General features: G+C 68.9%; 17 protein-coding genes, 1 tRNA gene and 1 pseudogene. 8 read left to right on the forward strand and 11 right to left on the reverse strand.

Features of this window, described 5'->3' with window-relative positions; all coding sequences use genetic code 11:
* Positions 1 to 285: 285 nt before the first annotated feature.
* From thrC to SNOUR_RS14135, 5 genes are all read right to left on the reverse strand, one after another.
* Positions 286 to 1371 (reverse strand): threonine synthase, encoded by a 1086-nt coding sequence (gene thrC, locus SNOUR_RS14115; protein ID WP_067346930.1) that lies wholly within the window; start codon positions 1369 to 1371, stop codon positions 286 to 288.
* A gap of 8 nt (positions 1372 to 1379) precedes the next feature.
* The gene (locus tag SNOUR_RS14120) at positions 1380 to 2672 is read right to left on the reverse strand and encodes a homoserine dehydrogenase (RefSeq protein WP_067346932.1); all 1293 of its coding nucleotides are present in this window, start codon (positions 2670 to 2672) and stop codon (positions 1380 to 1382) included.
* A 157-nt stretch (positions 2673 to 2829) separates the two neighbouring features.
* Positions 2830 to 4221: a diaminopimelate decarboxylase gene (gene lysA / locus SNOUR_RS14125; protein WP_067346933.1), complete on the reverse strand. Its 1392-nt coding sequence runs from the start codon at positions 4219 to 4221 to the stop codon at positions 2830 to 2832.
* Positions 4222 to 4336: 115 nt separating this feature from the next.
* A complete protein-coding gene (gene nrtL / locus SNOUR_RS14130; RefSeq protein WP_067346935.1) occupies positions 4337 to 5359 on the reverse strand; it encodes an ArgS-related anticodon-binding protein NrtL in 1023 nt (340 codons plus the stop codon).
* A gap of 100 nt (positions 5360 to 5459) precedes the next feature.
* On the reverse strand, positions 5460 to 6029 hold the full coding sequence (locus SNOUR_RS14135) for a response regulator (protein WP_312632568.1): 570 nt from the start codon (positions 6027 to 6029) through the stop codon (positions 5460 to 5462).
* A 237-nt stretch (positions 6030 to 6266) separates the two neighbouring features.
* On the opposite strand from SNOUR_RS14135, the gene SNOUR_RS14140 reads away from it, so the two are divergent.
* Positions 6267 to 6338: transfer RNA gene (locus tag SNOUR_RS14140), tRNA-Arg, on the forward strand.
* A 171-nt stretch (positions 6339 to 6509) separates the two neighbouring features.
* Positions 6510 to 6666: pseudogene (locus SNOUR_RS48320) on the forward strand (DNA-binding protein); the annotation flags it as partial.
* A gap of 40 nt (positions 6667 to 6706) precedes the next feature.
* On the opposite strand, the gene SNOUR_RS14150 reads toward SNOUR_RS48320, so the two are convergent.
* A complete protein-coding gene (locus SNOUR_RS14150; RefSeq protein WP_067346938.1) occupies positions 6707 to 7798 on the reverse strand; it encodes a CBS domain-containing anti-phage protein in 1092 nt (363 codons plus the stop codon).
* Positions 7782 to 9596, reverse strand: a complete 1815-nt coding sequence (locus SNOUR_RS14155) for a GmrSD restriction endonuclease domain-containing protein (RefSeq protein ID WP_099055688.1) — start codon at positions 9594 to 9596, stop codon at positions 7782 to 7784. Before SNOUR_RS14155 ends, SNOUR_RS14150 begins: the two co-directional genes overlap by 17 nt.
* Positions 9597 to 9783: 187 nt before the next feature.
* Between SNOUR_RS14155 and SNOUR_RS14160 the strand changes: the two genes are divergently transcribed.
* The 5 genes from SNOUR_RS14160 (at position 9784) to SNOUR_RS14180 (ending at position 21082) form a co-directional block, all read left to right on the forward strand.
* A complete protein-coding gene (locus SNOUR_RS14160; RefSeq protein WP_067346941.1) occupies positions 9784 to 10206 on the forward strand; it encodes a restriction system modified-DNA reader domain-containing protein in 423 nt (140 codons plus the stop codon).
* Entirely contained in the window at positions 10206 to 10682 is a 477-nt protein-coding gene (locus tag SNOUR_RS14165) for a hypothetical protein (RefSeq protein WP_312632569.1), read from the forward strand. Before SNOUR_RS14160 ends, SNOUR_RS14165 begins: the two co-directional genes overlap by 1 nt.
* A gap of 184 nt (positions 10683 to 10866) precedes the next feature.
* Positions 10867 to 12210, forward strand: coding sequence for a serine/threonine-protein kinase (locus tag SNOUR_RS14170; RefSeq protein WP_067346943.1), 1344 nt, complete (start codon positions 10867 to 10869; stop codon positions 12208 to 12210).
* Positions 12211 to 12393: 183 nt separating this feature from the next.
* Positions 12394 to 15489, forward strand: a complete 3096-nt coding sequence (locus tag SNOUR_RS14175; protein ID WP_067346945.1) for an SNF2-related protein — start codon at positions 12394 to 12396, stop codon at positions 15487 to 15489.
* A gap of 235 nt (positions 15490 to 15724) precedes the next feature.
* Positions 15725 to 21082 (forward strand): Eco57I restriction-modification methylase domain-containing protein, encoded by a 5358-nt coding sequence (locus SNOUR_RS14180; RefSeq protein ID WP_159425858.1) that lies wholly within the window; start codon positions 15725 to 15727, stop codon positions 21080 to 21082.
* Positions 21083 to 21292: 210 nt separating this feature from the next.
* Here SNOUR_RS14180 and SNOUR_RS14185 read toward each other — a convergent pair whose 3' ends face one another.
* From SNOUR_RS14185 to SNOUR_RS42910, 4 genes are all read right to left on the reverse strand, one after another.
* Positions 21293 to 21496, reverse strand: a complete 204-nt coding sequence (locus SNOUR_RS14185; protein WP_159425859.1) for a hypothetical protein — start codon at positions 21494 to 21496, stop codon at positions 21293 to 21295.
* 78 nt (positions 21497 to 21574) lie between these two features.
* Entirely contained in the window at positions 21575 to 21901 is a 327-nt protein-coding gene (locus SNOUR_RS14190; protein WP_159425860.1) for a hypothetical protein, read from the reverse strand.
* A 265-nt stretch (positions 21902 to 22166) separates the two neighbouring features.
* Positions 22167 to 22577, reverse strand: a complete 411-nt coding sequence (locus tag SNOUR_RS14195) for a PPOX class F420-dependent oxidoreductase (RefSeq protein WP_067346952.1) — start codon at positions 22575 to 22577, stop codon at positions 22167 to 22169.
* A 34-nt stretch (positions 22578 to 22611) separates the two neighbouring features.
* Positions 22612 to 22812, reverse strand: a complete 201-nt coding sequence (locus SNOUR_RS42910) for a hypothetical protein (RefSeq protein ID WP_079142625.1) — start codon at positions 22810 to 22812, stop codon at positions 22612 to 22614.
* A 526-nt stretch (positions 22813 to 23338) separates the two neighbouring features.
* Here SNOUR_RS42910 and SNOUR_RS46175 point away from each other — a divergent pair.
* The gene (locus tag SNOUR_RS46175; RefSeq protein WP_067346954.1) at positions 23339 to 23596 is read left to right on the forward strand and encodes a winged helix-turn-helix domain-containing protein; all 258 of its coding nucleotides are present in this window, start codon (positions 23339 to 23341) and stop codon (positions 23594 to 23596) included.
* The last annotated feature ends 137 nt before the right edge of the window (positions 23597 to 23733 follow it).

The raw sequence follows: 23733 nt of genomic DNA on the forward strand, positions 1-23733 counted from the left end.
CGGTCGGCTCGTGGGGTCTGTTCTGACCTGCCCTGCACACCACTGCGTTATGCCGTGGGGAGGGGAGTTGGGTGCCAGCCTATCGAAGGAAGGTTCTGTCGCGACATAGGGCGCACAGGAGGCGCACGATGCGTGTCGCACGCCATCGTATGCCCCGACGCCGCCTTTGCAGTGTTTGCAGCGTTTGCCGGGGCTTGGTGCACAGTGCGCCACGAGGGGCGACGGGCGGCCGGCCGGCCCGTCACCCCCGCGACATGTCCGCAGGCCCGGGGGCGTCCGGGCCGGTCAGGCGAGGCCGAGCCGCTCGGCGGCGGCGTCGGCGTCGATCGGGACCGTGACCGGCTGCGGCGCACCGGCCACCGCCCAGTCGGGGTCCTTGAGGCCGTTGCCGGTGACCGTGCAGACGATCCGCTGGCCGGGGTCGACCTTGCCCTCCTCGGCGGCCTTGAGCAGACCGGCGACCGAGGCGGCCGAGGCGGGCTCCACGAAGACGCCCTCCTTGGCGGCCAACAGGCGGTAGGCGGCCAGGATTTGACGGTCCGTCACCTCGTCGATGAGGCCGCCGGACTCGTCCCGGGCGCGCTCGGCGAACTCCCACGAGGCGGGGTTGCCGATCCGGATCGCGGTGGCGATGGTGTGCGGGTCCTTGACCACCTCGCCGCGCACGATCGGGGCGCTGCCGGACGCCTGGAAGCCCCACATCCGCGGGGTGCGGGCGGCGATGCCGTCGGCCGCGTACTCCCGGTAGCCCCGCCAGTAGGCGGTGATGTTGCCGGCGTTGCCGACGGGCAGCACATGGATGTCCGGGGCGTCGCCGAGCATGTCGACGATTTCGAAGGCCGCGGTCTTCTGGCCCTCGATGCGCACCGGGTTCACGGAGTTCACAAGTGCGACCGGGTACTTCTCAGAAAGACCGCGGGCCAGGGTCAGACAGTCGTCGAAATTTCCGTCGACCTGGAGGATCTTGGCACCGTGCACCAGCGCCTGGCCCATCTTGCCGAGCGCGATCTTGCCCTGCGGGACCAGCACCGCGCAGACCATCCCGGCGCGGACCGCGTAGGCGGCCGCCGAGGCGGAGGTGTTGCCGGTGGAGGCGCAGATGACGGCCTTGGCGCCCTCCTCCTTGGCGCGGGTGATGGCCATCGTCATCCCGCGGTCCTTGAACGAGCCCGTGGGGTTGGCACCCTCGACCTTGAGGTGCACCTCGCACCCGGTGCGCTCCGACAGCACCTGGGCGGGTACCAGCGGCGTACCGCCTTCCCGGAGGGTGACGACCTCGGTCGTGTCGCTGACCGGCAGCCGGTCGCGGTACTCCTCGATGATTCCGCGCCACTGGCCGTTCGCGGTGGTCACGGTGGAATTGGCAGACATGGGTTCCTTTACTCCCCTTCGACCCGCATGATGCTGACGACACCGCGGACGGTGTCCAGCTCGCGCAGCGCCCCGACCGTCGACGACAGCGCCGCGTCGGTCGCTCGGTGGGTGACGACGACGAGGTCCGCCTCGCCGTCCTTCCCCTGCTGACGGACCGTATCGATCGATACGCCGTGTTCGGCGAAGACCGTCGCGACCTGCGCCAGAACGCCCGGCTTGTCGGCCACGTCGAGACTGATGTGGTAGCGGGTGACGACCTCACCCATGGGGCCGACGGGCAGCGCGGTGTACGCGGACTCCCCCGGCCCGGTGGCTCGGGCGAGCTTGTTGCGGCAGACCGCGACGAGGTCGCCGAGGACCGCGGAGGCGGTCGGGGAACCGCCCGCGCCCGGCCCGTAGAACATCAGCCGGCCGGCCGCCTCGGCCTCCACGAAGACCGCGTTGTACGCCTCGCGCACGGAGGCCAGCGGATGGGTCAGCGGGATCATCGCCGGGTGCACCCGCGCGGTCACCGACGCGCCGTCCGCGGCCCGCTCGCAGATGGCCAGCAGCTTGACCGTGCAGCCCATCCGCTTGGCGGAGGCGATGTCGGCGGCGGTGACCTCGGTCAGGCCCTCGCGGTGCACGTCGTCCATGGTGACGCGGGTGTGGAAGGCGATCCCGGCGAGGATCGCGGCCTTGGCGGCGGCGTCGAAGCCCTCGACGTCGGCGGTCGGGTCGGCTTCGGCGTACCCCAGTGCGGTGGCCTCGTCCAGCGCCTCGCTGTAGCCGGCGCCGGTGGTGTCCATCTTGTCGAGGATGAAGTTGGTGGTGCCGTTGACGATGCCGAGGACGCGGTTGACCTTGTCGCCGGCGAGCGACTCGCGCAGCGGGCGCACCAGCGGGATCGCACCGGCGACCGCCGCCTCGTAGTACAGGTCGGCGTTGTGCTTCTCGGCCGCCGCGTGCAGTGCGGCACCGTCGGCCGCCACCAGCGCCTTGTTGGCCGACACCACGCTCGCGCCGTGCTCGAAGGCGGTGGTGATCAGGCCCCGGGCGGGCTCGATCCCACCGATCACCTCGATGACGACGTCGATGTCGCCGCGTTTGACGAGCGCGGTCGCATCGGTGGTGATCAGCTCGGCCGGGATCCCGGCCCGCACCTTCTCCGGGCGGCGGACGGCGATCCCGGCGAGCTCCACGGGCGCACCGATGCGGGCCGCGAGGTCGTCGGCGTGCGTCGTCATGATGCGCGCCACCTCTGAGCCGACCACACCACAGCCCAGCAGCGCCACCTTCAGCGGACGCGTACGCATCATTCGACCTCGTCTTTTCTTCGATCCAGCGGTTTCATGCTCGGTCACGCACCAGTTTCCCGGTCATGCACCAGTCTCACGCACCGGACGGCGGTTTCCGCCGTTCGTCCGGATGCCGAGACATTTATTTCATCCGGGGCCCGGTCCCGGCGATCCGGCCCTACCCGACATCCAACCGCAGGAGATCTTCCTCCGTCTCCCTGCGGACGATCACCCGGGCCGCACCGTCCTTGACCGCCACCACCGGCGGCCGCAGCGCGTGGTTGTAGTTGCTCGCCATGGACCGGCAGTACGCGCCGGTGGCCGGCACCGCGAGCAGGTCCCCCGGCGCCACGTCGGAGGGCAGGAAGGCGTCCCGGACGACGATGTCACCGCTCTCGCAGTGCTTGCCGACGACCCGCGACAGCATCGGCTCCGCGTGCGACGTGCGGGAGGCCAGCGCCACGCTGTACTCCGCGTCGTAGAGCGCGGTGCGGATGTTGTCGGACATCCCGCCGTCCACGGAGACGTACGTCCGCAGCCCGTCCAGCTCCTTGACGGTTCCGACCTCGTAGAGCGTGAAGGCGGTCGGTCCGACGATCGCCCGGCCCGGCTCGACCGAGATCCGCGGCGCCCGCAGCCCGGCCGCCTCGCACTCCCGGCCCACGATCTCGCGCAGCGCCTTGGCGATCTCGTGCGGTGCGCGCGGGTCGTCGTCGGAGGTGTAGGCGATGCCCAGGCCGCCGCCGAGGTCGATCTCCGGCAGCTCCACGCCGTGCTCGTCCCGCACCTCGGCGAGCAGTTGCACCACCCGGCGGGCGGAGACCTCGAAGCCGGCCATGTCGAAGATCTGCGACCCGATGTGGCTGTGGATCCCGATGAGTTCGAGCCCGTCCAGCTTCAGCGCGCGCCGCACCGCCTCGGCGGCCTGCCCGCCGGCCAGCGCGATCCCGAACTTCTGGTCCTCGTGCGCCGTCGCGATGAACTCGTGGGTGTGCGCCTCGACACCGACCGTCACGCGGATCTGCACCCGCTGCCGCTTGCCGAGCCGCTCGGCGATGTGCGCGACCCGCACGATCTCCTGGAACGAGTCGAGCACGATCCGCCCCACCCCGGCCTCGACGGCCCGGGTGATCTCCTCGGTGCTCTTGTTGTTGCCGTGCAGCGCGATCCGCTCCGCCGGCATCCCCGCGCCCAGCGCGGTCGCCAGCTCGCCGCCGGAACAGACGTCGAGGTTGAGGCCCTCCTCGGCCAGCCACCGCACGATGGCCCGGGACAGGAACGCCTTGCCCGCGTAGAAGACGTCGGCGTCCGGCCCGAACGCGTCCTTCCAGGCCCGGCAGCGCGCCCGGAAGTCCTCCTCGTCCAGGAAGTACGCCGGCGTGCCGAACTCCTCGGCGAGCGCGGTCACGGACAGCCCGCCGACCGTCACCGCGCCGTCGGCGTCGCGCCGGACGGTACGGGACCAGACCTGCGGGTCAAGGGAGTTGAGGTCGGCGGGCGGCCCGGCGTAGTGCCCCTCGGGCAGTACGTCGCCATGCCGGGGCCCTGCGGGATGCGCGGAACGGCTCATAACGGAAACGGTCCCCTCAAGATCGTTCAGTGGTGCTGATCGGGGCAGTCCTCGGCGCGCTCCGCGGATCTTCGGACGCGTACATCAGACATTTCCAGACTCAGGCGTGTGCGGATCAGACGTGTTCAGGAGCAGAGATGCCGAGCAGGCGCAGGCCGTTCCCCAGCACCGTCCCCGTGGCTTCGGCAAGGGCCACCCGGGCGCGGTGCACGGCCAAGGGTTTCTGCTCGCCGACGGGCAGCGGCCAGAACTCCTCCTGCCAGCGCAGATAGGCGTCCGCGGTGGCCTCCAGATGGCGTACCACCCGATCCGGCGCACACCGCCGCGCCGCGGTGGCGGTGGCCGTCGGATAGGTGGCGAGAGCGGCTTCCAGCGTCTGGAGCGTCCGCACGTCGCCGTGGTCCGCGGGCCGGTCGCCCACGACCTCCCCCGGCTCTGCGGCGAACCCCAGCTCGGCGGCGTTCCGCACCGTCGCGCGGCTGCGCGCATGGGCGTACTGCACCCGGAACCGGGGGTTGTCCTCGTGCTGCACCGGCCGCTCCGGCACCCGTACCGGGTCCGCCGCGGCGGGCTTGAGCAGCGTCCATCGGGCCTCGTCGACGCCCAGCCGCGCCACGAGCCCGGCCAGCTCCGCGGCACCGGGGCCGGTCGACGGCTCCGCGCGGCCCTCGGCCCGTCCGAGCCGGACCAGTACGTCCGCCACGACGGCCTCCCGCGCCCGGGCCCACTCCCCCGTATGGCGCGCCGGCCCCTCGACGGCCCGCCCCGGTCCCGCCGCGGCCGCACCGGACTCTGCGGGCTCGCCGTAGCGCGCCCCCCGGGCCAGCACCTCCCCCACCAGTCCGGCGGACGCACCGTCCCCCAGATGGAAGTTCAGGAATCCCGGTCCGGCGATCTCGACCCGGGCGATCCCGGCGTGGCCGGTCAGTCGCCTCCGCAGGATCTCGGCCACCTCACGGGCCGGCAGCCCCGCCTGCCCGGCGAGCTGCAACGCCACGTTGGAGGCGTAGTCCCCGCACCCGGGCCGCGGCGGTGGCTGCACCACGATCCGCGCCGGCACGGGCACGGAGAGCTCCCGCTCCGCAACGGCACTGCGCACGGAGCACAGGACGGTACGGGAGAGCTCGGCCGGGGTCACACGACAAGCGTAGGGGAGAAAGGGGGTGGCCATGCGAACGGGTTTCGCCCTGTGGACACCGGACACCGGTCCACGGTCACCCACGTGCTTCTACCGGCCCTTACGTGCCGCTCCGCGCCGAGCCACCGCTCTCCGCGCCACCCCCGGGGGCGGCGTCGCCCGGCACCGCACCGCCCGCCCCCGTCGCGCCGTCCCGCGGCCGTCCGCCCTCGCCACCTGCGGCCCCGCGCTCCGCGGCCCCGGCGCCCTTGGGGACTCCCCCGCGCCCCTCGCAGTCATGGCGCTCCCGCTGCCGCCCCTCGCGCACCAGCATCCCCACCGTGCGCACCAGCTCCATCGGCTCGAACGGCTTGGCCAGAAAGGCGTCGATGCCCACCGACTCCCCGTTGTCCACCTCGCACTGGGTGCAGGCGCTCACGATGGCGATCGGAATGTCCCGGGTACGCGGGTCGGAGCGCAGTCGCGCGGCGGTGTGCAGCCCGCCCAGCCTCGGCATCATCACGTCGAGGGTCACCACGTCGGGTCTGACCCGGTGCACGACGTCCAGACATTCGGCACCGTCAGCCGCGGTCACGACCTCGAAGCCCTCCAGCTCAAGGTTGACCCTGATCAACTGCCGGATCACCTTGTTGTCATCGACCACAAGGATCCGACCGGACAAGCCAGGCACACCATGAGACTAGGTGCGCACCTGCGGCTGCGTCCCGGTTTTGCCCACTTCCGCCCCCCGTGCGAGGGACCTTTGGACGAGCGTCGTCGACCCACCCGTCGCATGCGGTAAGGGCGCCCTTCCTTGACCCCCGGACCACCGTCGTACCCGGCTCCGCCGCAGGCCACCAAAACGTTCATGACCACCCCTACGGAGCTGGTAGTGTTCTACTCGTCGCCGCAACGAGCGGCCGACGAAGCCCCCGTAGCTCAGGGGATAGAGCAACGGCCTCCGGAGCCGTGTGCGCAGGTTCGAATCCTGCCGGGGGCACTTCGGTGCCAGGCCCTGACTAGCAGAAATGCCGGTCAGGGCCTTTCTTGTGCCTGCCAAAACGCACACGGTCGCTTAGACCATGGGCAATTGACTGCCATATAGGTTACTGACCAGGCGTTTTACGAGCCGAGGTGAGGGAAAAAGCGCGGTTCCGCCGTCCCACGCCGCGCCCTCCTCGCCGACGCCGCCCTGCACAGCCACAAGCACGCCATGGACGCCACGCTTGCCGCAACCGCTGGCTGCCCCGGGACCGGTCACGATCCTCACCTCCGCCCCTGCGGACCTCACAGCCCTGTGCAGCAGACACGCCATCATCATCAAGGTCCGACCAAGGCTCTCGCCGCTCCGCCCCCACGACGCCAAGGTCAGTGTCTCAAGCACTCCCTGCCATCCACTGCAACGGCAGCCAGGCGATGTCCCCCTTCAGTACTCGCCAAGGTCGCTCCGTAGTCCGGGTCGTACAAGCGCAGCATGGAGACGAAGCTGTCGAGCAGGTCGAGTTGTTCGGGCCTGAGTGATGGCGCGTTGAAGTGCATGACCGTGTTGCGTACGTCCTTCACCCGGCTGAGCATCCCGACGAAATAGGCCCTGTCGACGAGAGGCCAGCCGAGCTTGCCCCAGCGTTCCTCGTTGTTCAGGAGGCGGATGTACTCACCGAACATCATCTCGTCGACGGACCGCTTGTTCTTGTGCACCTTCTGGATGTCGTCTTCGTCGTAAACACGGCCCAGGCAGCGTCGCAGTCGCCGCTCGATCTCGCCCAGTGTGAAGAAGGGGCGGGCGACCGTGCCGAACTCGCCGGCAAGGTCAGCGGAGGTGACGATGCCGCTCACCCGCCCGTCGGCGGCCCGGACGAGGACGAATTCGTGTGCGCGGATTACCGGCAGCACCGGCAGCAGGTGGGCCGAGGCGTTGACGATCTCGTACTCGCTGCTGATGGCGCTGGTCAGGCATGTCTTACGCCCGGTCGCGTGCATGTGGGCGATCGATGCCCACGTGACGACACCATGCAAGATCCCTGACGCATCGATCGCGGGAAGCTGCGAGTATCCGTGCTCCACCATTCTGCCCATTGCGACGGGCAGGAGCTCATCAGGTGTAATCGATGTGACCCTGTGAGCGCACGGCAGGTCGTGCACCCGCATCGCCGTCTGCGGGAACATGCCGACGGCGTCTTCAGAGTCGTCGGCCAGGTGCGGATCGGTACCGCTGTCCTCTTCGTAGCTGCCGGCGCCCGCGTCGTGCTCGTGGTCGATCCGGACGACCGTGACATCGTCGTTCAGTGAGCCGACCGCGAAGTCCGGCACCGTGGCCAGACCGGCGTTCGTCAGGTCGAGCCGGATCTGCGGAACGGACGCGTGGTCACGGACCCGGAAGCCCCAGAGGGACACCAGGCCCCGGATCGACAGGGTGGTGCCTTCCAGCCCCTTGACCGTGGCGTCATCCGGCGTGGCCATCGGTCGCTCCCTCTCGCACCGCGCTCTTGCCCATTTCCCGTTCCACGAGTTCCAGGAGCCTTGCCGTCCGGTCCCGGTAGAACGCCTCAAAGTCGTCCGCGCGCAGTGTCTTGGCGTCGATGAGGTGCGTGCCGACGATGTCGTCGAACCAGTCGCCCGGACTGCCGGTGTGACGTTCGAAAGAGGGCAGGTAGACGGAAGGAGCACTGGTCCCCATGGTCTGCAGCGCCCGGTAGGACAGCGGGGTTTTGTTGACGATGCTGTTCATCAAGGAGCTGTCGACGCCGTTGTGTTCGAACCAGGTCTTGGGGAAGACCTGACGGATGTCCACGTACTGTCCGATCAGTGTCTGCTCGCTGATCGGCTCTCCGTGGAAGAACCAGTCGATCGCCCCCTCCTTGAGGAGGAGAGCGTGGATTCCCTTGTACGCCGCGCTGTTGCGCGTGGTGAGCCTGTGCAGGCGCTGTTCCTGGAAGGTCGCTTCCGTGATGGTGTCGGGCTCCGGACCGCCGTCCCTGATCCAGCCGACCACCTGCTCGACGTCGCGTACGAACCGGGTGTCCGTGACTCCTCCGTAGAGCTCGCCGAGCACACCGCACCAGTACCAGCGCGCGAGCTTCTCGTGGACGCCCCGGTCTTCCACCGCCTCCCCGAGAAGGACACCGATCGCAGCGAGGGGTACCACCTGGGACCCGTACGGCAGGTCGCGTTCGCGGAAGACGTGCTGTGTGGCGAGGAAGCGGCCGACCCAGGACAGCGCTTTAGCCGCCTTCGGCGCGATGCGCGTGTAGTCGGCGAGCGGCAGGTGCAGCAGATCGCGGCGCTTGCAGCTCACCGCCGGCGCGTTGGTCGCCCCGGAATGCTCCGCCAGGAACTCCTGTTTGCGCTGGTACGTACGCACCAGCGCGATGGTCTGGAGGAAGTCCAGGCTCGTGAGTCCGGTCTCCTGACCGCCTTCCTTGTCCAGTGTCCCGAACACCTGGTGGTCCGAGCACAGCTTGCCCTTGATGGCCTGCCAGTCTTTGATGAGGCTGAAGTCCTCGCCTCCGTTGCGCTCCGCGTACTGCGTGTCACCGGCGTAGGTCGCCGTGAGCAGCTCGAAGACGTTGAGGACGACGCCGCCGGTGTTTACCCGCTCGAACACCGAGCACACCGCTTCCTTACGGGTTTCCTTCGGCAGCCGGATCAACGGCACCTTGAACCCTTTGACGGTGTCGATGACCTGGGCCTGGAACGCCGACCACATGTCCCAGCGGTCGTCGCCGCCGCTGACGTAGGCCCGTTGCCACTTACCTGTCCGATCCGGCTCGAAGATCAGGTTCAAGGGGAACAGGCCGCTCGCGCACTCCTTGTCCCGCGTGCCGAGGTCCCAGGTCGTGCGGCCGTAGACGCCACGCACGACTCGATCTTCCGGAACGGACACGATCGCGTCGTCCCGGTCCGCCGTGTCGTCCACCGCCTTGGCGATGTCGATGTAGTACCAGCGCTTGAGCGGCTTGTTGCGTGCGCCCGTCGTCTCCACCGGCCGGTCCGACCGGAGCGCCTGGAACAAGGACGTCAGGCGCTGTTGACCGTCGAGCAGCAGTTGTTCCGGGACGACCTGCGGTCCCACCTCGGTGCCGTGCAGGGGCCGGGCCTTGAACTGAGCTTCGCCACCGGTGTCCAGCGTCATGGCGACGCCCAGCGGATAGTCGAGGGTCACCGTCGCCAGCAGAGCACGGATCCGGTCATCGTCCCACTTCCACTGCCGCTGGAAGTCAGGAAGCTGGATCCTTCCGGCCGCAACATCTTCCAGCATCTTGCCCAGGCTGGGCCCGTCTAACGCCACCACACCCCCAATAACTAAGGACGCACCCCTGCGTCACAGGGCCAACATGCTACTGGCGCCTGACGGCTTCCCGACCGGAGTGCCGACAGCCCTTGCACAAAAACTTCAAATCCCCTAGTCTTTGAGACTTCAATGTCAAAGATTGGGGGAATCGGCGGTGCCCAAGCGTTCCATTGAGATCGACGACGAGGTGTTCGCGTACCTGCAGAGTCGGAGCGAGCCCCTGGTGGACACACCCAACGACGTGCTGCGGCGCCTGCTCCTCGGAAGCGCCGGCCGACTGCCGGCCGTCACGGCGGAGCGCCGGCCGGGAGATTTGATGCCCTTCATCAAGGCGGGAGTGCTCAAGGCCGGGGACAAGCTGATCCACGTCCAGCCGCGTCGCGGGCTGACACATGAGGCCACGGTGACGGCGGACGGCTGGCTCGAAATCGAGGACGGCCGCGCATTCTCCAAGCCGTCGCCCGCGCTCAAGGCGCAGACCGGAGTCGACATCAACGGCTATGGCAAATACGTCCTCAAGGAAGACCCCGGGGTTCGTCTCCAGGACCTCCGCGAGCAGCTGCGAGGCGGGGCCTGATGGCGACGCAACTAATCATCATCGGCAACCGAGAGCCCCTGGCCTGGGTGCTGGAGAACCAGCGGATGGCCTTCCCCGCTCGGCGCACCACCGGACTCCCGGAGAAGGGCGACGAGATCCTCATCTACACGACCCGGGGCTGCTACCGGAACCCGGGACGCGACCGGGGACGGATCATGGGCCTGGCGACCGTCACCTCCGAGGTCTCAGTGCTCGCGGATCCCGTCTCGTTCGGCGACCGGGACTTCACCTCCGGATGCACCCTCCAGGTGCACGGACTCGCCCCGCGCCACGAGGGGGTGATCCTCGCGGACCTCGTACCGCAGCTTCAGGTCTTCCCGAAGCCCGACAGCTGGAGTGCCACCTTGCGCCGCGCGTCGCTCAGACTGCCGGAACCGGACGCCGATCTACTGCGCCGGGAACTTCAGCCGATGCTCCGGCCCCGCGGGTCGATTCTCGGCCAGTACGCGCTCTGATCTAGCCGCTCGGCTCCCTGGCCTGCTCCGATCCCGGCAGAGAAGCGGAACGCTCGCCGTAGACTGGCCGACAAGCTGTGTGCGCCGTCGGCCGGACGCGGCCCTCCCACACGTCCAGCTCCGGAGCAGCGGGCACCGCCGACGAGACCAGGTTCAGGGTTCGACACGGGTGGGGGCACGAGCCATGTACGAGCTGAACGAGGAGAAGGACCCGGCGGTGCTGGGGCCGTTCCAACTGCTCGCCGTGCTCGGACAGGGCGGGATGGGCCGTACATACCTCGGGCGCAGGCTCCCGCTGGAGAACCTGGGTCCCGAGCTGGAGACGGGATACCACCTGACGGAGTTCAGGGAGTCGGCTCAGCCGGCCCTGGCAGCGGTGAAGGTGATCAAGCCGTCGAAGCTGCGGGACAGCTCCGAGCACTCCGAGGAGGAGGCCAGGGCACGGTTCGCGCAGGAGATCGAGACGATGCGTACGGTGGCCAGCGCTCGGGTTCCGGCGCTGCTCGCCGCCGACGCCGACGCCGAACAGCCCTGGCTGGCCATGGACTATGTCCACGGCTCGACTCTCCACAAGCTCGTCCATGCCTGTGGTCCGCTGCCCGTGGGCCCGTACGGGGCGCTCGGCCTCGCCCTGGTGGACGCTCTGCGCGCCATCCACGGCGCCAAACTGCTGCACCGGGACCTCAAGCCGAGCAACATCGCTCTCGGTCCCGACGGCCCCGTCGTACTCGACTTCGGTCTCGCCGTACTCACCGAGCGGGACAGCGACGCGGCTCTCACCAAGACGGGCGACGGCTTCGGCACCCCGTCCTACATGTCTCTGGAGCAGGCGACCGACACCAAGCACGTCACGGAGTCCGCAGACATCTACTCGCTGGGGGCGGTGCTGTTCTTCGCGGCCGCCAAGCGCCCGCCGTACCCCCTCGCTCCCCTGCTCACCGCACCGAAGTGGGACGGTGTCCACGCACCGTACCTGCCGCTGCTGGGCCGGATTCTGGTGCAGGTGGAGGCACAGCGGCCTTCTCTCGACGAGATCGAGAGCGACCTTCGCCAGCTGCTCGCCGGCCACGGACTGACGGAGGAAGCCGCCGCGGACCAGCTGCGGGCTCTCGTGACCGGGTCCGGGCTGATCCCCGAGCTCCCCACGAAAGCCCTCTCTGACCTGGCGGACCCCGAGATCCAGCAGGCGGCCCAGCAGGCCGTCAACCAGGGGGCCGCACCGGACAGTCCGTGGGCGCCCGACCTGTTCGACGAGTTCCTGGAGGCCGAGGCGCAGGACCTGGAGCCCCTGGATGTGGAGGCCGAGCCCGCGCCCGGCCCCGCCACATATGTGCCGACCGTGGTGGACCCGGCCCCGCGACCCGCGCTGCCCGCTGTCACGCCGGTCCCCGCGCAGCCGACGGTGACCAGCTACCGCCTCGCACCACCGCAGCCCCCCGCGACGCCCGAGTCGGCCGTGGTGCCGCCTGTCGCCCTGCGCGCTGCCGAGCGGTTGCGGAAGGCGTACGCCCATAGTGGGCGTCTCTGATCTGCCACGGCGTGGGCGGTGCCGTGGCCTCGCGAGAACAGGTTGCAGAACCCGGATCGCTGGGGCCCGTGTCCGTTTAGGCTTCGAATGGGCCCGCGCCGCCCCCTCTCACCGGGAGAAACAGAACCTCGTGCGCCGAGTCCGGCGCGCGTGCCGCCGGCCTGTCGAAAGGAACCGCCCGCCATGCCCGACGCAGCGTCCGACCTCCCCTCGGGCCCGCCCCCGGCGGGCACGGTGATCGAGGTACGGGACGAGGAGTGGCTGGTCCACAACAACCCTCGCGAGGTGCGCCCCGGCGAGTTTCTGATCGAGGCGATCGGCGCCTCCGAGCTGGTCCGCGGGCACCGGGCACGCTTCCTGACCTCACTCGACGGTATGCCCCGCGTTCTGCGCCCCGAGGACACCCGACTCGTCCACGACACATCCGAGGGATACCGTCTCAGCCGGCTCTTCCTGGAGGCGGTGCTGCGCAAGACCCCGCTTCCCCAGATCGAGCGCCGTCTCGCGCTCACTGAGGGCTTTCTGCTCGATCGCATGGACTACCAGCTGCGGCCGGCCGAGAAGGCCCTGGCGAATCCGCTGCGGCCGCGCCTGCTGATCGGTGACGTCGTCGGCCTCGGCAAGACCCTGGAGATCGGGATCCTGCTCGGTGAGCTGATCCGCCGGGGACGCGGCGAGCGCATTCTCGTGGTCACCCCGGCGCCGGTGTTGGAGCAGTTCCAGCACGAGATGTGGACCCGCTTCTCCCTGCCCCTCGTCCGCCTGGACAGTGTCGGCATCTCCCGGATCGAGCGGAAGATCCCGGTCGGCCGGAACCCGTTCACCTACTACAAGCGCGTCATCATCTCGATGGACACCCTGAAGAACGCCAAGCGCTACGGTGCCTGGCTCCAGGACATCGAATGGGACGCCGTCGTGATCGACGAGTCCCACAACCTGATCAACCGCGGCAGCGACCGCCGCATCCTGGCTGAGCTGCTCGCGAAGCAGACCGATGCCCTGATCCTCGCGAGCGCCACCCCGCACAACGGTGTGATGCGGGACTTCACCGGCCTGGTCCGGCTCTTGGACCCGATGGCCGTCAAGGACGAGCAGAACCCGAAGGCGTCCGAGTTGCACCACCTCATGCTGCGCCGTACCAAGGTGAGCAAGGAGGTGGCCAAGGCGCTGGAAGGCGCGTGGGCGCCTCGTGGCGAGTCGAAGCCGATCCCGTGTGCGGCAGGCGAGCTGGAGGAGCGCGTTTTCGCCGAGCTGACCGAGAACTGGCTGAGGAATCCGGATCCCCGCGGGGCCGATCACCTCTTCCCGTACGTGCTGCTGAAGTCCTTCCTGTCCTCACACCGCGCGCTGTTCGTGACGGCCCGCAAGAAGCTGGCCAGCCTGGGCCATGCCCTGCCGGAAGGGCACAAGAACGTCACCGATCCGCCGCTGACCGGTGCGGAGGCGCACTCGGGGGTGCCGGAGGTCGCCTCGCTGCTCCGGCTCACGGAGCTGGCGCGCGAGGTCGAGCAGGCGTCGGTGTCAGGAGCCGCGGCCACGGCCAAGCTCGCTGCCCTCGTCAGCTATCTCCGCCAGATCAAGGTCGGACCGGGCAGCCTGACCCGCGCGGTCGTGTTCTCCGAGCGCCGCGAGACCCTCAACTGGCTCGGCGCGGTACTTCCCGCGCTGTTGGGCTGGAAGAAGCCCAAGGACGGTGAGGCCGCCGTCAAGGTGATGCACAGCGAGGTCTCCGACACCGTCCAGATGGACTACGTGGACGAGTTCGCGCGGGCCGGCAGCGACGTACGGCTGCTGCTCACCGGCGACGGCGCCTCCGAGGGCGTCAACCTGCACCGGCAGTGCCACCACCTCGTGCACTGGGATCTGCCGTGGAGCCTGATCCGGGTCGAGCAGCGCAACGGCCGCATCGACCGGTACGGACAGCGCGAGAACCCCGAATTCCGGGCGCTGATCCTGCGGAGCGAGGTCGAGGGCGCCCTGGACGACCGGACCGTCGCGGAAAAGGTCCTCGCCCGCGAGGCGCGGGTCCACGAGGTGCTGGGTGCGGTGGAGGCCGCCACGAAGGAGGACGACTGGGGCAAGGAGGAGCGCCGGGTGATGGAGGCGCTGCTCCGCGACGCCCCGCCCGAGGAGGCGGTCGCCGACCTCCAGGCCGTCGATGTGGAGGCGCTGACCGAAGGCAGTGGCCTATCCGCCGAGTTCCCCGTCGCGCGCCGGACAATGAGCGAGTTCGGCACCGGTCCGGCCCCGGCGGAGGCGGAGGCCGACGCCTCCGGATCCGACGCGGGCTTCAACGCGGACTTCGATTTCGACCTGGACATAGACCTGGATGACTACGGATCCAACGCTCCGGAAGAGACACAACCGGCGCAGGACAGCCCCGCCTCGACCACTAAGGATTCCGACATCCCGACGGTCGACGAGCTGCGCCTGTTCGATCCTGCCCCGGAGCGGAACCGCCTCCTGTACGTACGCACCGGCCTGGACGAGCTGGCCAAACTGGAGTCGTTCCGCCTCAACACCGCCTTCACCGGCACCGACCTCAGCTTCGACACTCCCGAGGACCTGGCCGACCGGCTCGACGTGCTGCCGCCCGGCTATCTGCGCGATCAGAACATCGCCCGCCGGATGAAACTGACCTTCAGCCGCGAGGATGCGTCCGATTCCCTCAAGAGGGCTCGCGAGGACTCGAATTCGTCCTCGCTCTGGCCGGACGCCCACTACGTCGGCGAACTCCACCCGGTGGTCGAGTGGATCACCGACAAGGTGCTCGTCCAGCTCGGCCGTCAGCAGGCCCAGGTCCTCCAGGTCGATGCCCGGGTCGCGCCCACGCCCGTGGTCCTCACCCAGGGCGTGTGGTCCAACGCCGAGGGGCGGCCGACCTTGGTCGCCTGGCTCGCGATCGACCGCCTCGACGAGCCGGAGCCTCGGGTCCGGAAACTCACCCCGGAACTGCTCGCCGAACTCGGCATCGGCCCTGACATGCCCGACCATTACGCCCCGGGCTCACTGGAGGACCTCCAACCGCTGGTCCCCAAGGCCGTGGCCGAGACCCGGCGGACGCTCGACGGTCTGCGGGAGATCGCCGACAGGGAGGTCGACGCTCCGCTGCGCGTGTACGAGAAGCAGGTCGGCGACTGGCGGCAGGATCTGCTCCCTGGATTCACCCGCTCCACCCGTGACGAAGCGGCGGACCGCCTGGCCGAGGCCGCCGCACGGCTCCGGACCTCGGGCGACCCGATGGTCCGGGTCCTGGCCGTGCTGGAGCCCGGCGCATGAGTCCCCGTCCCCTCGACCGCACCCCTATGAACAGCGAGCAGGAGCAGCAGGCGTGACGTTCGACTCCCTGATCAACGAGCGCGAGTACTTCCCGTCCTTCTACCTGGACGACATCCTGCCGAAGCAGCTCGCGAGCGGCCCCCTCAAGGAGTGGTCGGCCCTTGAGCGCCAGGGACAGACCACTCCCCGGCAGAACCTGCGTGACCTGACCCGCCCTTACATGGACGTACGGGCCGTGCTCGGCCCGGACGCCGAGAAGTACAACGCGCTGCCGTACGCGGCGGCCGTCACCGCGCAGGAAGCTGCTGCCGCCGCCCTGATGGCCACGGGCCCGGACATGGAACCGCCCGCCTTCCAGCCGACGCCCTCGGAGGCCGAAGCCGACACCGCGCCCGAGGGCGAATGGCGGGCCACACTGGCCGGGTGGCACGAACGCCTGCTGAAGGCCCTGGACTTCACCCCGCGGCCGGGGCACTTCACCGCCCACACCCCGACCGGCCCGGTGGCCGTGCCCGTGGCCCATTCGGAGCCCGGCGTCCTCGTTCTGACCGGTGGTTTCGCGGAGGATCTGGATGCCACCCGGGGCGACGGTCCGGCGAACCTCCTCCCCGCCCCGGTCCGGCTCTCGGCCTCGAAGACGCTGACGACCGTCCGCGAGCTGGCCTCATGGGTGCTGAATGCGGAGAACGCCCCGCGTTACGCGCTGCTCCTCTTCGGCGGCGTGGTGATCCTCGCCGACCGGCAGGAGTTCTCCCGTGGCCGCTATCTGGCGGTGAACCTGGACACAGCGCTGCCCCGCAAGGCGGCGAAGGGGGCGAAGGCCAACGAAATCGACCTGATCGCGGCGATCTTCGCGGCCTCGTCCCTGCGGCCCGCCGAGGACGGCTCGGACGACAAGATCGCCAAGCTGGTCGCCGAGTCCCGGGACCACTCGGTGGGCGTGACCGCCGAACTCCGGGTCGGGCTCCAGAAGTCCGTCCAGCTCATCGCCAACGAGGTGCTGCGGCGGGCCCGCGAGGAGTCCGGTGTCCACCCCGAGGACCTGCCGGAATGGCTGCCCGACGCCCTGAAGGAGCCCGGCGACCTGCCGCGCCTGCTGACCGAGGAGTCGCTGCGCTACCTGTACCGGATCCTGTTCCTGCTGTACGCGGAGGCCCGGCCGGAGCTCGACATCCTGCCGGTGAAGAGCGAGGCGTACGCGACCGGGTACGGCGTGGCCCGGCTGCGCGAGCTCATCGTCCAGGAGAAACTGGGCAGCGCATCCCGGGACCGGTTCCACTTCCACGAGTCGCTGGCCCTGCTCTTCGAGAAGGTGTTCACCGGCCACCCGGTGGCGAACACGGTCACCGACCGGAGCGCGCCGATCGAGGAGGCGCCCGAGCTGGCCGAGGACGACGGCCACGAGAGCGTACGCATCGAGGCTCTGCGCTCGCGGCTCTTCGACCCCGAGTCGATAAGGCTCGTCGGGCAGCGGATCGCCTACCCGGGGCCGGTCCGCCCCGACGGTTCTCCGGCCCCGACGAAGTGCCTGGACCTGCGCCTGCGCAACAAGGTGCTGCACCAGGTCCTTCGCCACCTGACGCTGGTCGAAGGCCGGGGGAAGGGCCGGGGCGGGTTCATCAGCTACGCCAACCTCAGCATCAACCACCTGGGCGCGGTGTACGAGGGCCTGATGTCGTACACCGGTTTCATCGCCACCGAGCCGATGTACGAGGTCGCCAAGGGCGGCAACCCGGAGGGCGGGTCCTGGCTGATCACGGCCGACCAGGTGCGGAGCGGGCTGTACTCGGATGCGCCGGGCGACAGCGTCTTCGTCAAGGAAGACGGCATCAACCCGGAGACCGGCGAGCCGGACTCGGTGGTGCACCCGGTCGGCTCGTACGTGTACCGGCTGGCCGGCCGCGACCGCCAGACGAGCGCCTCCTACTACACGCCGGAGTCCCTGACTCAGGCGACCGTCGAGCAGACGCTCCGCTTCCGCCTGGACGACGAGGGCCGCGTGGACCCGCGTGAGCCGGAGAAGTCCGACGTCACGGCGGCGGAGGTGCTCCGTTGGCGGGTGTGCGAACCGGCGCTCGGCTCCGGCGCGTTCCTGAACGAGGCGGTCAACCAGCTGGCCGAGCTGTATCTGAAGCTGGCGCAGCACGAGCGGGGCGAGCAGATCGACCCGGAGGAGTACCCACGCGAACTGCAGAAGGCCAAGGCATACATCGCCTTGCACAACGCGTACGGCGTCGACCTCAACAAGACGGCGGTGGAGCTGGCGGAGATCTCACTGTGGCTCAACACCATGTACCCGGGCATGCGGGCGCCCTGGTACGGGCTGCACCTGCACCGGGGCAACTCGCTGATCGGAGCGGCGCGGAAGGTCTACCCGGGTCAGTCTCTGGACAAGGGCGGCTGGCTGAAGGCCTCCGACCAGCAGGCGCCGAAGGCGGTCCCGCTGACCGAGAAGCTGACGGGCACCGGCGTCCACCGGCCGGTGCACCAGTTCCTGCTGCCGGCGCTGGGGTGGGGCTCGGTCTTCGACTCGGTGTCGGTACGCAAGAGCACCGGACAGAGCGTGGTGGCCGGGGCGGTGGCCGACTGGCTCGACCCTCAGCTCATCGAGGCGATGAAGAAGTGGCGTTCGGGCATCCGCCGGGCGCCGAAGGGCGAGAAGAAGTCGCCGTCTCCGTCGGAGAAGGCTCCGACGACCCAGGCCACCGTCCTGAAAAGGGAGGCACGCACCGGTCAGGGCGCGCTCGACCTGGGCCTGGAGATCTGGGAGCAGTCGGGCTTCGACTTCTCGGCGGAGCCGCCGGTCGAGGCCCCGGCACCGGCTCCCGCCAAGCGCGCCACCCAGGCGCGACGCGGCGTGGACGCGAGTACAGACGACGGTACCTACGGGCAGGCGGGGCGCCTGCGGGCCCTCGCCGAGCGGGTGGAGTACCTGTGGGGCCTGGTCAAGCTGCGGCTTGAACTGTCGGAGCAGGAGATCTCCCGCGACATTCCGGTGTGGGGTGCGGAGGGTCGTGGGGAGCGATCGGCCCCGGTGATGGACCGGGAGGCCGTCCGTCAGGCCCTCCAGGTGGAGGGCAGCCCGTACTGGCGGCTGAAGCAGGTCATGGATGCGTGGTGCGCACTGTGGTTCTGGCCGCTGGAGGAGGTCTCGCTCCTGGACGGCACGGCGCCGGACTACTTCGACGGTGACCTTGATCGCAAAAAGCTCAGCAAGGGCAGCCGCGACCGGAAGGTGGCGCTGCGGAACCTAGACGAGTGGATCGAGTTCGCGGAGTCGGTCGTCGGCCGGGTGGATGCGGAGCCGGGGAAGGACACCGGCTCGCTGTTTGAGATCCCGAAGGTCAAGGGGCTTAAGAAACTTGACGAGTTCGAGGAGTCCCTCGACGAAAAGATGACGGAGATCTCGGGCTGGGTGGACCCCTTGAACCTGGGGGACGTCTTCCCGTGGCACGGGACGGCCGTGCGGATCGCGAAGGAACGGGGCTTCTTCCACTGGGAGTTGGACTTCGCGCATGTGTTTGCGGGGGGCGGGTTTGACTTGATGGTGGGGAATCCGCCGTGGGTCAAGCAGGAGTGGAAAGAGAGCGGCGTTCTCGCGGAGTTCGAGCCGTGGTTCGAACTGGCGGAGAAGCCGAGTAATGAGGCTTGGGCGGAGCGCAAGGCGGCGGTGCTGGCCCGAGGGGATGCGCGGTCGGCTTTCATGGGCGAGCTGGCGGACTCGGCGGCGATGTCGGGGTACTTGGCGTCGGTGGACGCCTATCGCGAGCTAGTGGGGACACAGCCTGACTTGTATCGGGCGTTCATGCTGTTGTCTTGGCGGGCAATTGGTGATCAGGGAGTTGCGGGGCTGATTCACCCTGCCACGCACTTCACCGGCGCCAAGGAGGCGGCACTCCGACGAGCGGCCTACCGTCATTTGCGGCTGCACGCGGACTTCGTAAACGCCAAGTTGCTCTTCGCGCCCCCGGTGAGCGACACAACGCACTTCAGCGTGAATATCTATGCAGCAGCGCAGGAGATCCGTTTCCAACACATCAGCTGGCTTTTCCATCCCCTGGTACTCACACACTCGGTGTGGCATAACGGTTCAGGGGAAACCCCAGGGATCAAGTACGATGGGACCTGGGACACTCGACCACACGCCAAGCGTGTTATCACAGTGGATGGGGCCACTCTGGCCGAGTGGCAGAAGTTGGCAGGGGAGGAAAACCCTCCGCCCGCCGAAGAGGCCAAGCTTCTGTTCCCCGTCACCGAATCCGAGAAGTCTGCCATCACCGCCCTCGCCAGATGGCCGCACCGGCTCGCTGCGCTGGGCCCGCGCATTAGCCCTGGCTTTCACGAGAAGAACGACCGGACGGCCGGCTACTTCACCTGGGACTCGGGACCTGCACGGAGCTGGAAAGACGTCATCCTTCAGGGGCCCTTCTTCGGCATTGCTACGCCTTTCGCCAAACGGCCGATCGAGGGCGCCCGTACGTCGCTTCAAGTGGAGCCCTGGGTTGCAAAGGACCTCGCAGATGACGAGGTTCCGCGGACCAACTACCGCCCAGCGGGACAGCGTGCGCGATTCATCGCTGCCCACGATCGCTGGTTGGATCACGAGCGCTTCGCGCAACTACAACACTGCCCGGCTGCCGTCCACGCCGCCGAATCCGATATCAAAGCGGCAGAGCCTGACCTAATCGAGGCAGCACGGGAGCAGGCCGTGGGTACCCTTCTGAGGGTAGCGAGTGCCCGTCCGTGCTCCGAGTTCTATCGCGTCGTGTGGCGAGAGATGATCGCATCGAATACTGAGCGCAGCCTCTTTGCCAGCTTGATGCCTCCGGGCGTCACCCATGTTCATGCGGTGCGCAGTACAGCGCTGGCGACGAACTTGCAGACAGTGCTCCTGGCAGGATTCTTCGCCTCACTTCCGCTCGACTACGCACTCAGGATTTCAGGTCGCGGCCATCTGGACGTCTCTGACGCAGCGGCAATGCCAGCTCCCACCTTGGGCCACCCGCTGACTCAGCCACTACTGCTACGGACTCTTCGCCTCAACTGCCAGACTGAGGCATATGACGAGCTGTGGGCGGAGTTGCACCCCCCCGAATGGCAAGAGGACATCTGGGCCGCACGAACTGCGTGGCCTTCGACACTCTCTCCCTTGTCCGACGGCATCAAGTCCGAATGGGGTCGGAGCACGCCTCTCCGCAGCGAGTTCGAGCGGCGTGCGGCACTCGTAGAGATCGACGCCCTAGTGGCCGTGTGGCTAGGCATAAGCGCTGATGAGCTCGTCGCCATGTACCGCGCCCGCTTCCCCGTGCTCCAGCAGTACGAGGAGAACATGTGGTTCGACGCGACCGGGCGACGGATCGCCAAGGCGCACCAGCAGCACGGCTACGGGCAGCCGAAGGACGCTTGGAAGCAGCTCAGTTCGCATGAGAACTTCCCGCTCGAAGCGAATGTGCCCGAGGGGTACGAGGGGCCGCTGTATCGGGCGGACCGGGTGAAGGAAATGCGTGCCGCGCACGCGGAGTTCACGCGGCGAATGCGTGCTGCCGGCTGGGAGCCCGGGGACACGGAGCCACCGGGTTCGGCGGACGAGTAGACAGGGCCCGGCACCCACGCGGTCGGGGGCCGTCCGCCCCACCTCCCCCAGGGGAACGGGGCGGACTTGCCGTCGGCCTGACTCGCTAGGGCTCCTTGATCGACCCCCGAGACCGCAGGGCGGTGGGACTCGCCCAGCGAGGGCAACCGGCCGTCAAGCCCCCTTGGGGCCACCCCGCTGGACCGGCGCAAGGTCACGGTGGAGCCGGGCTCAGAACTCAGTGGGATAGTCGTCGGCTCTGATCACGCGGGCCAGGTAGAACCCGCGCTCGCCTTTGGCCGTGGCGGTCTCGTGGAACTCGATGAGGCCGAGTCCGCGCGGCATGGGCGAGACGAACGCTCCGGGAATGCCCGGGAGCGGCCGGCCACTCGGAGGCAGCACGCCCAGTTCCAGGGCCTCACGCATCTCGACCATGGCGGAGGAAACGGCCGACATCACGTCGGCCGGGGGTGCCGAGGCTGAAGAGGACCCCTTCGACCTGGGGTGAGAGGGTCAGAGGATCTTCCTCTTCGGGCCCCTCGTACCGGTCGGAGCCATCGCTCGCTGTCCGCGCTCCCGCAGCTCTCGCATGACCGTGGACGCAGGGCGACCAGGCGCGGTGCGCGCCTTCACCGCGGCCGCGGTGCGAGCGGTCTGAGGGTCGCCTGCCACCTGGACCAAGAGCCACCAGTTCGTCAGGACGTGGCCGATCGTCTCGGGGGTGGCTTCGCCCATCTCGCGGTAGAACTCCATGCGCTGCGCGGGCGGCAACGCGGCGGCGACGGCGTTCTGTGTGCACGGGATCGGCTGCGGGTCGGAGTGAATCGGTTGTGTGCTCACGGTGTCCTCCAGGGTGGGCCTCGGTATCCAGCGGGGCGTGGACGCATCAGCTCTTCGCAGAGCTCCGGGGCTCGTGAGCCTGTCGACGGTCAAACAATTCGCCACGATCTGCATGATCAGCGTCACGTAATTCCCCACCCTCGCGGTCACGATTCCCCACCGGGACGCTGACGCGGCTGGTGCTGCTGACCGGGCTGCAACTTGCGCGATTTCTCCACCGACCGCTTCCAGCCTGCGGGGCTGAGGCAACGGATTTGCCCCCATGTCACCCGACGTCGCGGGCGGTGGTGCCGCGTGCCTCCAGGTTCCAGGTAATGACCCTCTGCGGGTGGACGCGGATGATGTCCCGGCTGAAGTGGTCGGGTGAAACGGGTGGCAGGTCGACGGTCGCGACCTCGGCGCGGCCCCTGACCTCGACCCCGCGCCCCCACCCGCCCGCGACCTCGTCATCGGCTGGTGCTAGGTCGTCGACCAGCACGGAGACATCGGGGCGGGCCTGCGCGTTGCGGTACTTCTGGCTGCGGGCCATAGCGGGCCCGCCGATGTCGATGGTGCCGTCGTCGTTGAGCCGGAAGCCGACCGGGCGAACCTGCGGATGGCCGTCGGGGCCGATGGTGGCCAGGCGGGCCAGGGGCTGGGCCGCGAGGTACTCGCGCTCCCTCTCAGTGAAGATCATGCGGCCGACCCTAGAAGCTCAAGCGCAGTTGAGGTCAAGGCCACTGCGGCCGGTCGAACACATCGGGCACCGGCGGGAAGTGCGGCGCACACTCCGGGCACGCGTACACGTTCCACCCGGGCCCGGAGTTCTGGTGCACCTCGGAGACGACCATGGCCGCGTCCGTGATGTGGTTGCAGCGCACGCACATGCGGATGGACTTCCGCGGCGGCGCGCTGGGGGTCGGCTCGCTCACCAGGCCATCCCCGCCGCGTGCACGTTCCGGGTGTCCAAATCGATGCCGAAGTCCGCCGCCATCACGAGAGTGAGGCGCCGCCGCCGCTGGCGGGCGCGCTCCTGACTCCGCTCGTGCTCGACCAGGTAGGGGCGGACGAGGGCGGTGTCCTCTCCGTTGAACGTTTCCGTGAGCCCGTAGGGGGACCTGGGCCGCGTGGCCCGGCCCCCTGCCGGGCCGAACCGCCCACACAGCCCCCGCCGTGCAGGCGCGCTGGCCGGACCAGCCCCTTCCGTCCGCCGGACGGAAGTCGGGGTGGCAGGCAGAATGCCAGCCCGGTGTCGCCCCGAACACGCCCAGCAACAAGTGCAGGAAGGCATGGATAATGCCCACTGTCATCAACCTCCACGGGGTTGGTGGCCACGCCCCCGAGCCGCTGCAACGGTTGCGGGGGCTCCTTTGCGATGCACCACGGTATACCACGGTAGGGATCGCCGCACCATGGGCCGCCAATGTAGAGCCTGGCGCACCGCGCGAAGCTGAAGGCATGGCCGAGTACGAGTGGCAGCGGATCGCACGCGTCATCGAGGAAGAGATCCGGTCGGGACGCATCCCGCCGGGCGGAGCCCTGTCCAGCATCACGCGGCTCGCCGAGGCGCATGGCGTTGCCGACCGGACGATCCGGCGTGCGCTGCGGGACCTTCGGGAGCGAGGGTTGATCGAGACGCTCCCGCACAAGGGCTCCTACGTCGTTGACGTACTACCGCCCTCCGACAAGTCCAATGGTGGCGCCTCCTCCGACTGAGCAGACCGTCCCTGCCCCCTCCCACCAGCCTCTTTCGGCCGAATCCGGCACCGCTGTCAGACCCCGCACGTAGAGTGGTCGCGATCGTGAGTGAAGCGATAAGTGAAGTGCAGGACCTACGGGAGGGCCGGCGGGGG

Origin of the sequence: Streptomyces noursei ATCC 11455, assembly GCF_001704275.1 — a bacterium.
Lineage (GTDB): Bacteria > Actinomycetota > Actinomycetes > Streptomycetales > Streptomycetaceae > Streptomyces > Streptomyces noursei.

Bases quoted from the DNA above. Each gene is read 5' to 3' on its own strand.
- lysA (WP_067346933.1), bottom strand. From the start codon at position 4,221: ATGAGCCGTTCCGCGCATCCCGCAGGGCCCCGGCATGGCGACGTACTG.
- SNOUR_RS14170 (WP_067346943.1), top strand. From the start codon at position 10,867: ATGTACGAGCTGAACGAGGAGAAGGACCCGGCGGTGCTGGGGCCGTTC.
- SNOUR_RS46175 (WP_067346954.1), top strand. From the start codon at position 23,339: ATGGCCGAGTACGAGTGGCAGCGGATCGCACGCGTCATCGAGGAAGAG.
- SNOUR_RS14150 (WP_067346938.1), bottom strand. From the start codon at position 7,798: ATGGCCACGCCGGATGACGCCACGGTCAAGGGGCTGGAAGGCACCACC.
- SNOUR_RS14195 (WP_067346952.1), bottom strand. From the start codon at position 22,577: ATGATCTTCACTGAGAGGGAGCGCGAGTACCTCGCGGCCCAGCCCCTG.
- SNOUR_RS14175 (WP_067346945.1), top strand. From the start codon at position 12,394: ATGCCCGACGCAGCGTCCGACCTCCCCTCGGGCCCGCCCCCGGCGGGC.
- thrC (WP_067346930.1), bottom strand. From the start codon at position 1,371: ATGTCTGCCAATTCCACCGTGACCACCGCGAACGGCCAGTGGCGCGGA.
- SNOUR_RS14165 (WP_312632569.1), top strand. From the start codon at position 10,206: ATGGCGACGCAACTAATCATCATCGGCAACCGAGAGCCCCTGGCCTGG.
- SNOUR_RS14120 (WP_067346932.1), bottom strand. From the start codon at position 2,672: ATGATGCGTACGCGTCCGCTGAAGGTGGCGCTGCTGGGCTGTGGTGTG.
- SNOUR_RS14185 (WP_159425859.1), bottom strand. From the start codon at position 21,496: ATGGTCGAGATGCGTGAGGCCCTGGAACTGGGCGTGCTGCCTCCGAGT.
- SNOUR_RS14155 (WP_099055688.1), bottom strand. From the start codon at position 9,596: ATGCTGGAAGATGTTGCGGCCGGAAGGATCCAGCTTCCTGACTTCCAG.